Annotated in this window: 8 protein-coding genes; 7 read left to right on the forward strand and 1 reads right to left on the reverse strand. The window is 73.3% G+C overall.

The window, feature by feature from the left end:
* Nucleotides 1–53 precede the first annotated feature (53 nt).
* From ACWC5O_RS26245 to ACWC5O_RS26275, 7 genes are all read left to right on the forward strand, one after another.
* On the forward strand, nucleotides 54–335 hold the full coding sequence (locus ACWC5O_RS26245) for a YlxR family protein (RefSeq protein WP_450589510.1): 282 nt from the start codon (nucleotides 54–56) through the stop codon (nucleotides 333–335).
* A gap of 166 nt (nucleotides 336–501) precedes the next feature.
* Entirely contained in the window at nucleotides 502–3,591 is a 3,090-nt protein-coding gene (infB, locus tag ACWC5O_RS26250; RefSeq protein WP_450589511.1) for a translation initiation factor IF-2, read from the forward strand.
* Nucleotides 3,592–3,797: 206 nt separating this feature from the next.
* A complete protein-coding gene (locus tag ACWC5O_RS26255; RefSeq protein ID WP_067008837.1) occupies nucleotides 3,798–4,091 on the forward strand; it encodes a DUF503 domain-containing protein in 294 nt (97 codons plus the stop codon).
* 40 nt (nucleotides 4,092–4,131) lie between these two features.
* A complete protein-coding gene (gene rbfA / locus ACWC5O_RS26260; protein ID WP_403961641.1) occupies nucleotides 4,132–4,593 on the forward strand; it encodes a 30S ribosome-binding factor RbfA in 462 nt (153 codons plus the stop codon).
* A complete protein-coding gene (truB, locus tag ACWC5O_RS26265) occupies nucleotides 4,590–5,495 on the forward strand; it encodes a tRNA pseudouridine(55) synthase TruB (protein WP_450589512.1) in 906 nt (301 codons plus the stop codon). Before rbfA ends, truB begins: the two co-directional genes overlap by 4 nt.
* A gap of 269 nt (nucleotides 5,496–5,764) precedes the next feature.
* Nucleotides 5,765–9,331, forward strand: a complete 3,567-nt coding sequence (locus ACWC5O_RS26270; protein WP_450589513.1) for a trypsin-like peptidase domain-containing protein — start codon at nucleotides 5,765–5,767, stop codon at nucleotides 9,329–9,331.
* Nucleotides 9,332–9,462: 131 nt separating this feature from the next.
* Complete coding sequence (locus ACWC5O_RS26275; protein WP_450589514.1) at nucleotides 9,463–10,410, forward strand: bifunctional riboflavin kinase/FAD synthetase; 948 nt, start codon at nucleotides 9,463–9,465, stop codon at nucleotides 10,408–10,410.
* 174 nt (nucleotides 10,411–10,584) lie between these two features.
* Here ACWC5O_RS26275 and ACWC5O_RS26280 read toward each other — a convergent pair.
* A partial coding sequence (locus tag ACWC5O_RS26280; protein ID WP_450781081.1) for a nucleotide-binding protein occupies nucleotides 10,585–12,245 on the reverse strand: 1,661 nt, incomplete at its 5' end.

Here is a 12,245-nt window from a genome sequence, read left to right on the forward strand (position 1 = left end):
GTTCGACTTTTCCCCCGGGGGGGTGAGGTCGGTGCGGGGAGGTAGACTTAGCGGTGTCTGGCCGGACGCGTGCCCGCGCATGCCCTGAGCGCACCTGTGTGGGGTGCAGGCAGCGAGCGGCCAAGGACGATCTGCTGCGGACCGTGGCGGAACAGGAACAGTGTGTTCCCGATCCTCGCGGTACGCTGCCCGGCCGGGGTGCGTACGTACACCCCGACCCGGTCTGTCTCGACCAGGCGGTGCGCCGCCGGGCGTTCCCTCGGGCGCTACGCGTCCCCGGGCCGCTCGACGTAAAGGCGTTGCGTCAGTACGTCGAGCAGACAGACAGTTGCTGAGCAGGCAACACAGTAGGAAAGCGAGCCGTGCGGAAACCCCCGTACGGCCCGGTACCTCGCGAGTCGAAAGCAGGTCGAGATTGCGATGAGCACTCGATGAGTACGCGATGAGTACGCCCATGAACTAACGACGGTCCGGCTTCAACCCGGACCTCAAAGGAGCGAAGTGGCTAAGGTCCGGGTCTACGAACTCGCCAAGGAGTTCGGTGTCGAGAGCAAGGTCGTCATGGCCAAGCTCCAGGAACTCGGTGAATTCGTCCGTTCGGCGTCTTCGACCATCGAAGCGCCGGTTGTACGTAAGCTGACCGACGCCTTCCAGGGTGGCTCCGGCAAGTCCGCCGGCAAGCCCGCCCCGCGCAAGGCTGCCCCCAAGCCCGCCGCGCCCTCTCCGGCGCAGGCGGCCCGTCCGGCTGCCCCGAAGCCGGCGGCCCCCCAGCCTCCGACGGCCCCGCAGCCCGCTGCTCCGGCGGCGGCCGCGACCCCGTCGGCTCCGTTGTCGCCCGCGCCCGGACCGCGTCCGGTTCCGGGCCCGAAGCCCGCGCCGCGCCCGGCCCCGGCCGCCCCGGAGTTCACCGCTCCGCCGGCCGCTCCGGCCGCGCAGGCCCCGCAGGCTCCGGCCGCCCAGGGTCCGCGTCCCGGCGCCCGTCCGGGTGCCCCGAAGCCCGGTGGCCGTCCGGCCGCCGGCGGCCAGGGCCAGGCCCGTCCGGGTCAGGGTGGCCCGCGCCCCGGTGGCCAGGCCCCGCGCCCCGGTGGCCAGGCCCCGCGTCCCGGAGCCCGTCCGGCCGGTCCGCGCCCGGGTAACAACCCCTTCACCTCCGGTGGCTCCACCGGCATGGCCCGTCCGCAGGCCCCGCGCCCGCAGGGCGGCCCGCGTCCGGGTGGTCCCGGTGCTCCCGGCGCCGGTCCCCGTCCGCAGGGTCCCGGTGCCCAGGGCGGCGGCCCGCGTCCGCAGGCTCCGGGCGGTTCCCGTCCGTCGCCCGCCGGTATGCCCCGTCCGCAGGGTGGTCCGCGTCCCGGCCCGGCCGGTCCGCGTCCGAACCCCGGCATGATGCCGCAGCGTCCTGCTGCCGGCCCGCGTCCCGGTGGCGGTGGCCCCGGCGGCCGTGGTCCCGGCGGCGGCGGTCGTCCCGGTGGCGGTGGCGGCGGTCGTCCGGGCGGCGGCTTCGCCGGTCGTCCGGGTGGCGGTGGCGGCGGCTTCGCCGGTCGTCCCGGCGGTCCCGGTGGCGGTGGCGGCGGTTTCGCCGGTCGTCCCGGTGGTCCCGCGGGCGGTGGCGGCGGTGGCCGTCCCGGCTTCGGCGGCCGTCCCGGCGGTCCCGGTGGCCGCGGTGGCACGCAGGGCGCCTTCGGTCGTCCCGGTGGTCCCGCGCGTCGTGGCCGCAAGTCGAAGCGGCAGAGGCGCCAGGAGTACGAGGCCATGCAGGCCCCGTCGGTCGGCGGCGTGATGCTGCCTCGCGGCAACGGCGAGACCATTCGCCTGTCGCGCGGTGCCTCCCTCACCGACTTCGCGGAGAAGATCAACGCCAACCCGGCGTCGCTCGTCGCGGTCATGATGAACCTCGGCGAGATGGTCACGGCCACGCAGTCCGTCTCCGACGAGACGCTGCAGCTCCTCGCCGGCGAGATGAACTACGCGGTTCAGATCGTCAGCCCGGAGGAGGAGGACCGCGAGCTGCTCGAGTCCTTCGACATCGAGTTCGGCGAGGACGAGGGCGACGAGGAGGACCTGGTGGTCCGTCCGCCGGTCGTCACCGTCATGGGTCACGTCGACCACGGTAAGACCCGACTGCTCGACGCCATCCGCAAGACGAACGTCATCGCGGGCGAGGCCGGCGGCATCACCCAGCACATCGGTGCCTACCAGGTCGCGACCGAGGTCAACGACGAAGAGCGCAAGATCACCTTCATCGACACCCCGGGTCACGAGGCGTTCACCGCCATGCGTGCCCGTGGTGCGAAGTCGACCGACATCGCGATCCTGGTCGTCGCGGCCAACGACGGCGTCATGCCGCAGACGGTCGAGGCGCTCAACCACGCCAAGGCTGCCGACGTCCCGATCGTCGTCGCGGTCAACAAGATCGACGTCGAGGGTGCCGACCCGACCAAGGTGCGCGGTCAGCTGACCGAGTACGGCCTGGTGGCCGAGGAGTACGGCGGCGACACGATGTTCGTCGACATCTCCGCCAAGCAGGGTCTGCACATCGACAGCCTCCTCGAGGCCGTCATCCTCACCGCGGACGCCTCGCTCGACCTGCGGGCCAACCCGAACCAGGACGCGCAGGGCATCTCGATCGAGTCCCGTCTCGACCGCGGCCGTGGTGCCGTGGCGACGGTCCTCGTCCAGCGAGGAACGCTGCGGGTCGGCGACACGATGGTCGTGGGCGACGCCTACGGCCGAGTCCGCGCCATGCTCGACGACAACGGCAACAACGTCGCCGAGGCGGGCCCGTCGACGCCGGTCCAGGTCCTGGGTCTGACCAACGTCCCGGGTGCCGGCGACAACTTCCTCGTGGTCGAGGAGGACCGTACGGCCCGCCAGATCGCGGAGAAGCGCGCCGCTCGCGAGCGCAACGCGGCCTTCGCGAAGCGCACGCGCCGCGTGTCCCTGGAGGACCTGGACAAGGTGCTGAAGGCCGGCGAGGTCCAGCAGCTGAACCTGATCATCAAGGGCGACGCTTCTGGTTCGGTCGAGGCGCTGGAGTCCTCCCTGCTCCAGCTGGACGTCGGCGAAGAGGTCGACATCCGCGTCCTGCACCGCGGCGTCGGTGCGGTCACGGAGTCCGACATCGACCTGGCGATGGGCTCCGACGCCATCGTGATCGGCTTCAACGTCCGTGCGGCCGGCCGCGCGGCGCAGATGGCCGAGCGCGAGGGCGTGGACGTCCGGTACTACTCGGTCATCTACCAGGCGATCGAGGAGATCGAGGCGGCCCTGAAGGGCATGCTGAAGCCGGAGTACGAGGAGGTCGAGCTCGGTACGGCGGAGATCCGCGAGGTCTTCAAGTCGTCCAAGCTGGGCAACATCGCCGGTGTCCTGGTCCGCTCGGGCGAGGTCAAGCGCAACACCAAGGCGCGCCTCATCCGCGACGGCAAGGTGGTCGCGGAGAACCTCACCATCTCCGGTCTGCGTCGCTTCAAGGACGACGTCACCGAGATCCGTGAAGGCTTCGAGGGTGGTATCAACCTCGGAAACTTCAACGACATCAAGGTCGACGACGTCATCGCGACGTACGAGATGCGGGAGAAGCCGCGGGTGTAACGCCTACGGTTCGTGCTGGCCGACGGGACTCCGGTCCTGTCGGCCAGCGCGCCGTTCCCGGGGGCGCATCCCCCAGGCAGGACCGCAGCCCACGGTGCCGAAACCCTGTCGAGTCACCGGCAGGTACGCGGTACCGTTCTTGATGTCCCCGGCCACACGGACCCGGGGCCATCGATCCCGTACCGGCGGGTGAACCGGCTACACACATGTACGTGGGGACTCTGTCCTTCGACCTCCTCCTCGGCGACGTCCACTCGCTGAAGGAGAAACGCTCCGTCGTCCGCCCGATCGTCGCCGAACTCCAGCGGAAGTACGCCGTGAGCGCGGCCGAGGTGGACCACATGGACCTCCACCGGCGAGCGATCATCGGCCTGGCCATGGTCTCCGGCGACGCGGCCCACCTCACCGACGTACTGGACCGGTGCGAACGGCTGGTCGCCGGCCGCCCCGAAGTGGAGCTGCTGTCCGTGCGGCGGCGCTTCCACGGCGACGACGACTGACCACAGAACGCAAGAAGAAGAAAGAACGGGAGACGGACCAGTGGCCGACAACGCGCGGGCGAAAAGGCTGGCGGACCTCATCCGGGAGGTGGTGGCCCAGAAGCTGCAGCGCGGGATCAAGGACCCGCGGCTCGGCTCGCACGTCACCATCACGGACACCCGGGTCACGGGTGACCTGCGGGAGGCGACCGTCTTCTACACGGTCTACGGGGACGACGAGGAGCGGCAGGCCGCGGCCGCCGGCCTGGAGAGCGCCAAGGGCATCCTGCGCTCCGAGGTCGGCCGCGCGGCCGGCGTGAAGTTCACGCCGACCCTCACCTTCGTCGCGGACGCCCTCCCGGACACCGCCCGGACCATCGAGGATCTCCTCGACAAGGCACGGCAGTCCGACGCGAAGGTCCGCGAGGCCTCCGCGGGCGCGGCGTACGCGGGCGGTGCCGACCCGTACCGCAAGCCGGCCGAGGACGAGAACGCCGAGACGGACGGCGACGCCGCGGAATGACCCAGAAGCACACCACGCCCGACGGCCTTGTCATCGTCGACAAGCCGTCGGGCTTCACTTCGCACGACGTGGTCGCCAAGATGCGCGGCATCGCACGCACCCGCCGCGTCGGCCACGCCGGCACCCTCGACCCGATGGCGACCGGCGTCCTCGTCCTCGGGGTGGAGCGCGCCACCAAGCTCCTCGGGCACCTCGCCCTCACCGAGAAGGAATACCTGGGCACCATCCGCCTGGGCCAGAACACGCTCACCGACGACGCCGAGGGGGACATCACCTCCTCCACCGACGCTTCCAAGGTGACCCGGGACGCCATCGACGCCGGCATCGCCAAGCTGACCGGCGACATCATGCAGGTGCCGTCCAAGGTCAGCGCCATCAAGATCGACGGGGTGCGGTCGTACAAGCGGGCCCGCGAGGGCGAGGACTTCGAGATCCCCGCCCGGCCGGTGACCGTCTCCTCCTTCGCGGTGTACGACGTCCGGGACGCCGTCGCCGAGGACGGCACCGCCGTGCTCGACCTGGTGGTCTCGGTGGTCTGCTCCTCCGGCACCTACATCCGCGCCCTCGCCCGCGACCTGGGCGCCGACCTGGGCGTCGGCGGCCACCTCACCGCGCTGCGCCGCACCCGCGTCGGGCCGTACAAGCTCGACTCCGCGAAGACGCTGGACCAGCTCCAGCAGGAGCTGACCGTGATGCCGATCGCCGAGGCCGCCGAGGCCGCGTTCCCACGCTGGGACGTGGACGCCAAGCGCGCCCGGCTGCTCCTCAACGGCGTCCGGCTGGAGATGCCCGAGGCGTACGCGGGCGTCGGCTCCGTCGCCGTCTTCGACCCCGAGGGCCGCTTCCTCGCGCTGGTCGAGGAGCACAAGGGCAAGGCCAAGAGCCTGGCCGTCTTCGGCTGACCGGCGTCCGGCACGCGCCACCATGGGTCCCAGTCCGTGGAGCGGCGGCCACGGGGTACTGCCCTTGCCGCCGCTCCACGGTCCCCCCTCGGTTCCCCCACCCCTAGGGTGTATCCAGCCGCCCCCGCCTATTCACCCGACCGGGCAGGCGCTCGGAGTGAAGCGGGGGAGCGGAAGGGGGCGCTTTCACTTCTCGTGCTGTCCCGCTGATCACCACGCCCCTACCGTTGATCACGAGGGCACGTGTGTACGGGCGGGGAGGTACGGCCATGGCGGGTCGGGGTGGCGATGCGAACCGTACCGGCGACTTCGGCCGGGCCCGGGACGACTTCGGTCGAGCCCGGGACGAGAGCCACAGGAACCACGACGAGAGCCGCGGGGAGGGCACGGACTGTGCCGGCGACCCGGCTCGCACGGACGGCACACAGGTCACAGACGTCGCACACGTCCTCGTCCACATCCGCGACCTGGCCGGTCGCCCCCGCGGGGTCGGCTTCCTGGCCGACCATCACGGCACCCTCCTCACGAGCCACGAGGCCGTCGACGGACTCGCCCGGCTGGTCCTGCACCCCGCCACGGACCGCACCCGCGTGGTCGGCGCCGACGCCGTCACCCCGCTGCCCGCGCTCGGCCTGGCCCTGATCCGCACCGAGGGCCTGGGTGTGAACCCCCTTCCGCTGACCGTCCGGGAACGGGTCGAGGCCGGCACCTACGTCCGGGTCGCCGCGGGCTGCTGGCGCGAGGCACGCGTGCTCGCCGCCACCCAGGTGACGTACACCGCCACCGACCGCTTCCACCTCCTCGAGGACGCCCTGGAGCTGGCCATCGGCACGGCCGGCCGGGACGCGCTCCGGCTCGGCGGTGGCACCTCCGGGGGACCGGTGCTGGACGCGGGGACCGGCGCTGTCGTGGGCGTCCTGGGCACCGCCCTGCACTCCGCCCAGCGTGATGCCGGTTTCGCTGTGCCGCTGCGGCCGGCCGACGGCCCGCTGGCCGAACTGCTCGCCCGCAACGCGGCCACCGTGCCCGCCTACGGCGCCGACCTCAACCTGGCCGGCGTCCTGGAACTGACCGCCACCTCGGTCGGCCAGGACGGCCCCTCGGGTGCCCTCGCCGGGTACGTCGGCACCACCGGGCCCGGCCGCGTGCAACCGGTCGAACGCGCCGACGCGGTACGGGAGTTGTCCGACTTCGCCGACGGCGAGAGCGCCGCTGTGCTCGGCCTGGTCGGCGCCCCGGGCAGCGGTCGTACGACGGAACTCGCGGCCCTCGCCGCACGCCGGGGCCGGACCGAGCGGCCCGCGCCCACGCTGTGGCTGCGCGGCGCCGACCTGAGGGACGCCGACGACTCCGTGGCCGACGCGGCCCGCCGCTCCCTGCGGCGCGCCGCCCGGATCGTCGCCGCCGCGCGCTCCGTGCACCCCGCCGACCTCGGGGACCTCACCCCCGAGCGCCTGGCCCGCCTCGCCGGGCAGGCAGGCCGCCCGCTGCTGCTCCTGCTCGACGGCCCGGAGGAGATGCCCCCCGCCCTCGCCCACCGGCTGCCCGATTGGACCGAGGGGACGGCCGCGTGGCTGCGGAAGACCGGGGCGCGGCTGGTGGTGGCCTGCCGGGAGGAGTACTGGGAGCGAGTCGGGGCCGAGTTCCCGGCGGACCTGCTCCCCGGGCCGGCGTGCGTGCGGCTCGCGGACCTCACCCCGGACGAGGCCCGCCGGGCCCGGGCCCGCTACGGCGTCCCCGACGGCGCCCTCATCGACCGCGACGCCCGGCACCCGCTCACCCTGCGCCTCCTCTCCGAGGTCCGCGCCGCCCTCCCGGACGCCCCGCCCGCCGGGCCGCTCGACCGGCACGAGGTCTTCGCCGCCCACCTCGACCTGATGTGCCTGCGCATCGCGGTCCGCCTCGCCGCCGAGAACGGGCTGCGCGGCACGGCCGTACGGCGGCTCGCGGCCCGGGTGGCCGGGCAGGTGCACGAGGCCGCCCGGCGCAGCCTCGGCCCCGGCCAGGGCGAGCTGGACCGGGCCTCCTTCGAGGCGGTGTTCCCCTGGGGGCCCGCCCCGGCCCGGCTCGGCGGCGGCTCCGGCTGGGCCTCCGCCGTCCTCACCGAAGGCCTGCTGGTCCCGGCCGGCAACGGGTACCGCTTCGCCCACGAGGAGCTGGCCGACTGGATCCAGGGCATGCACCTCGACCTGGGCGAGGCCCTGCACGCCCTGGTCCACCGCCCCCGCACCCGGCAGGGAGCCCACCCGCTCCCCGTCCCGCACCACCGCGTCGGCCCCGTCGTCCAGGCCCTGCTGCTCCTCGGCCGCCAGCAGGGTCCCCGCCAACTCTCCTTCCAACTACGGGAGTTGGTGGACGCCCTGGACCTGGACCCCACTTCCTGGTGGGCCGCCCGGCTGCTCGCCCGCACCCTTCTCCAGGTCCCGGACGCGACGCCGTACACGGAGGTGCTCCGCCTCCTGGCCGACCGCATCGTCGCCTGGAGCCTGGGCGGGCGGCCCGTACCGTCCGAGTTCGGCCCCGCCTTCTGGACCGCCCTGCCCCTCCCGGAGGCGGAGCGCTTCGCACTGCTGCGGGAGCTGGTTCTTGCGGACGGGGAAGCGTCGGACCCGGGGTGCGCCGCCGAGGGTGAGCGCTACCTGGACGCCGTGGCCCGGCTGCTCGCCGCCGCGCCCGGTGCCGTACAGCCACAGCTCACCCGCTGGTTCGACGACGAGCGGCCGCTGCCCGCGACCCCGCACGCCACCGTGGCGACCGCCGCGCAGGCCCTGCTGCACACGCACCGGCACGGGGCCCTGGACGACCTCACCGAGGTGCTCGTGGACAGCGGGCACCACAGGGCCGACGAGCTGCTCACCGGCCTCGCCGAGGACGAGCCCTCGGCGGTCTGCCGGGCCGTCGACCGCTGGGCCCACGACGAACGCCCCGCCCGCAGGGTGGCCGCGGTGGCGTACGGGCTGCGCGCGGCCCCCCACGTCCGCTCGGCGGCCGACCGCGAACTGCTCCGCTACGCCGCCCTCGCCCTGCTCGCCCGCCCCGCCGACCGCACCCTGCACGGCGGCGCCCTCGCCGTCCTGGTGCGCGACCCGGACACTCGCGACCGCCATCTCACCGAGGCCCTGCGCCACTTCGCCGACGGCGACCCGCAGTTCCCGCCCGGCGCCCTGGTCCCGGCCCTGGCCAGCCACACCGAGCCCGTCCTGGAGGCCTTCCGCGCCCGGCTGCGCGGCGGCCCGGACGCGGGGGAGACGCTCCGCACGCTCGCCGACGTCACCACGCCGGCCCTGGCGGGCCGGGTCGCCGCCCTCGTCCGGGAGGCGGTGGGGCTGCGACCGGAGACCGCCGGACACGTGGCCGCGTACGTCGACCGCCGCCTCGACCACGGTCCCGCCGTCCGCCCCGTCCTGCTGCCCCTGGTCACCGGGCTCCTCGACGGCGGCCCCGAAGGGGTCCGGGCGGCCCTCGCCACCGTGCTCGCCGCCCCCGGCGCCCCCGCCTCCCGCCCCCTGCGCCGCGAGCTGCTGGACTTCCTGCTCGCCCACGAGCACGAGCCGGACGTCCTGGACGCCGTCCTGCAGGCGGCGGTCCCGCACGGCGAGGGCCGGGACGTGGAGCTGCGCGCCCTGGTCCACCGCACCGGCCTCCTCCTCGTCCGCACCCCCGAGGGCGCGACCCGATTCGACTGGGGCCTGGTCGTCCTGTCCCGGCACGTGCCCGGCTTCGCCGCACGGATGGCCCGCTGGCTGGGCGAGGCCCCTCAGGACTGGGTCGCGGTGGTGGGCCCCAGCGCCCGCCGCATGATCGAGAACCTGGCGGGTGTGCGGGTACCGGCCTGAGCGCCCGCCGCGAACGTGCGCCCGGTCACAGCCCCGATGCCGATGCGGGTCCCGAGCACCCGGCATGGCACCCTTAGACCTGCACAAGAGGTCAACGGTAGACACGGACACGGGTTCGAGGAGCGGTCACAGTGCAGCGCTGGCGTGGCTTGGAGGACATTCCCCAGGACTGGGGGCGCAGCGTCGTCACCATCGGTTCCTACGACGGCGTTCACCGCGGCCACCAGCTGATCATCAAGCATGCCGTCGACCGCGCCCGCGAGCTGGGCGTCCCGGCCGTCGTCGTCACCTTCGACCCGCACCCCAGCGAGGTCGTCCGCCCCGGCAGCCACCCGCCCCTGCTCGCCGCGCACCACCGCCGCGCCGAGCTGATGGCGGACCTGGGCGTCGACGCCTGCCTCATCCTCCCCTTCACCACCGAGTTCTCGAAGCTGTCGCCGGCCGACTTCGTCGTCAAGGTGCTGGTCGACAAGCTGCACGCCAAGGCGGTCGTCGAGGGCCCGAACTTCCGCTTCGGTCACAGGGCGGCCGGCAACGTGGAGTTCCTCACCGAGCAGGGCAAGGTCTACGACTTCGAGGTCGAGGTCGTGGACCTCTACGTCAGCGGCGAGGCGGGCGGCGGCGAGGCGTTCTCCTCGACCCTGACCCGGCGCCTGGTCGCCGAGGGCGACATGGCCGGCGCCCGCGAGATCCTGGGCCGCCCGCACCGGGTGGAGGGCGTGGTCGTCCGCGGCGCCCAGCGCGGCCGCGAGCTGGGCTTCCCCACCGCCAACGTCGAGACACTGCCGCACACCGCGATCCCCGCGGACGGCGTGTACGCCGGCTATCTGCACGCGCAGGGCGAGGTCATGCCCGCCGCGATCTCCGTCGGCACGAACCCGCAGTTCGACGGCACCGAGCGCACGGTGGAGGCGTACGCCATCGACCGCGTCGGCCTCGACCTGTACGGCCTGCACGTCGCCGTCGACTTCCTGGCGTACGTGCGTGGCCAGGCGAAGTTCGAGTCGCTGGAGGCCCTGCTGGAGCAGATGGCCGAGGACGTGAAGCGGTGCCGGGAGATCGTCGCCGAGGAGGCGTAGGCCTGCCTGCGTACTTCGTAGGCCTGGGTTCTTCGTAGGTTCGCGTTCACCTACGACTTTTCTCTGACGACCCTTCTCCTACGACTTCTCGTACGACTCTTCTGCTACGACTCCTCTACGACACGAAAGGGCGGCCGGTGCGGTGAGCACCGGCCGCCCTTTCGTCGTGCCGTCCTACTGCTGCGGCGGCGGGGCCTGCGGAGGCTGCCCGCCCTGCGGCGCCTGCGGGTAGCCGTACAGCTCGTGCTGGGGCTGCTGCCCCTGCTGCGGCTGGCCCTGCTGAGGCGGGTACGGCTGGCCCGGGGCGGCCTGCGGGTAGGGCTGGCCCGGCTGCTGGGGCGGGTACGGCTGCGCGGGCTGCTGGGGCGGGTACGGCTGGCCGGGGTACTGCTGGCCAGGCATGGGCTGACCGGGCATGGGCTGACCGGGCATGGGCTGACCGGGCATGGGCTGACCGGGCATCGGCTGACCGGGCATCGGCTGACCCGGCATCGCCTGGCCAGGCACCGGCGGGCCAGGCATCGGCGGGGCGGCCACCGGCGGCGGGTTGCCGTCGCTGGTCCACAGCCCGTGCGACTGCTGGTGGCGTACGAAGTCCTCGGCGACCATGGCGGCGAGGTTGAAGTAGGCCTCCCGCACCTTGGGCCGCATCATGTCGAGGTCGACCTCGGCACCGGCGGCCAGATGCTCGTCGAACGGCACCACGACCACACCGCGGCAGCGCGTCTCGAAGTGCCCCACGATGTCCTCGACCTTGATCATCTTGCCGGTCTCGCGGACCCCGGAGATCACGGTGATGGAGCGGGAGACCAGGTCGGCGTAGCCGTGCGCGGACAGCCAGTCCAGGGTCGTACTGGCGCTGCTCGCACCGTCCACGGACGGCGTCGAGATGATGATGAGCTGGTCGGCGAGGTCGAGCACCCCGCGCATCGCGCTGTACAGCAGACCCGTACCCGAGTCGGTGAGGATGACCGGGTACTGCCGGCCGAGCACGTCGATCGCGCGCCGGTAGTCCTCGTCGTTGAACGTGGTCGAGACGGCCGGGTCCACGTCGTTGGCGATGATCTCCAGACCGGAGGGCGCCTGCGAGGTGAACCGGCGGATGTCCATGTACGAGTTGAGGTACGGGATCGCCTGGACCAGGTCGCGGATGGTCGCACCGGTCTCCCGGCGCACCCGTCGGCCGAGCGTGCCGGCGTCCGGGTTCGCGTCGATGGCGAGGATCTTGTCCTGCCGCTCGATGGCGAGGGTCGAGCCGAGGGCGGTGGTGGTGGTCGTCTTGCCGACACCGCCCTTGAGGCTGATGACCGCGATCCGGTAGCAGGACAGCACCGGCGTGCGGATCAGCTCCAGCTTGCGCTGCCGCTCGGCCTCCTCCTTCTTGCCGCCCAGCTTGAAGCGGGACGAGGCGGCCGTGGGCCGGCCGCTCTTCGCCTTCTGCTTCTTGGAGTTGAGCAGCCGGTCCGAGGACAGCTCCACGGCCGCGGTGTAACCCAGCGGCGCCGCACCCGGGTTGGTCATCTGCCGCTGGTCGTGCTGCACGGGCTGCGGCCAGGCGGCACCGGCACGGGGGTCCACGGCCGGCTGCGGGGCGCCTTGAGCGGAGTCGGGGTTCTGCGGGGGCTGGGGCTGCTGTCCGGGCTGGGGGAAGCCGTAACCGCCGGGCTGGGCCGGGGGGTTGGGGGCACCGGGCTGCGGGGAGCCGTAGCCGGACTGCGGGTTGGGTCCGCCGGGGGTCGGCTGCTGTCCGGGCTGGGGGAAGCCGTAACCGCCGGGCTGGGCCGGGGGGTTGGGGGCACCGGGCTGCGGGGAGCCGTAGCCGGACTGCGGGTTGG

It is taken from the genome of Streptomyces sp. NPDC001450, assembly GCF_053597295.1.

What these genes read in the sequence shown, in the direction of transcription:
- ACWC5O_RS26255 (WP_067008837.1), top strand. Translation starts at nt 3,798, where the DNA reads ATGTACGTGGGGACTCTGTCCTTCGACCTCCTCCTCGGCGACGTCCAC.
- truB (WP_450589512.1), top strand. Translation starts at nt 4,590, where the DNA reads ATGACCCAGAAGCACACCACGCCCGACGGCCTTGTCATCGTCGACAAG.
- ACWC5O_RS26270 (WP_450589513.1), top strand. Translation starts at nt 5,765, where the DNA reads ATGGCGGGTCGGGGTGGCGATGCGAACCGTACCGGCGACTTCGGCCGG.